This is a genomic window from Vibrio sp. 704 (genome assembly GCF_033339295.1).
This window is the reverse complement of sequence record NZ_JAWOUH010000995.1, coordinates 1-522: the sequence shown is the minus strand read 5'-3', so window position 1 is coordinate 522 and position 522 is coordinate 1. Positions and strand designations below refer to the sequence as shown.

The following is a 522-nucleotide window of genomic DNA, read 5'->3' as shown; positions in this document are numbered from 1 at the left end:
GCCCAAGCTTTTTGCTCTTTGTCGTTAACCATTTTGCCTAGGTAGTAGCTGTTACCCAAAGAAACATCACATAGACCTTCTTTGATCGCTTTTACTTGTGCACGGTCGTTACCTTGAGGTTTACGAGCAAGGTTCGCTTTCACGCCTTCCAACCATTCTTTCGTTTCTGCTTCGCCGTAGTGAGCGATCATCGAAGAAACAAGAGATACGTTGTATGGGTGCTTGCCGCTGCGAGTACAAATCTTACCTTTGTATTCTGGTTTGGCTAGATCAGCATAGTTAAAGTCCGCACCTAGTTTGCCAACACGGTCGCGAGAAGAGTAAACACTGCGAGTACGTAGCGTAAGTGCAAACCACTCATTCTCTTTGTCTTGGTACTGATCTGGTACATTTTCTTCAATGATCTTGCTATCAACTTTCTGAACTAGACCTTTGTTTCTCACTTCTGCTAGACGCCTGATATCAGTAGTCAGGACACCGTCCGCTGCGCTGTATTCGCCTTCCTGAGCTAGTTCCTCTGCT

The 522-nt window shown here is 45.8% G+C and carries 1 protein-coding gene; it reads right to left on the bottom strand.

Annotated features, from left to right (window positions below; translation table 11 throughout):
* A partial coding sequence (locus R7R24_RS30305; RefSeq protein ID WP_318120663.1) for an ABC transporter substrate-binding protein occupies window positions 1-522 on the bottom strand: 522 nt, incomplete at both ends.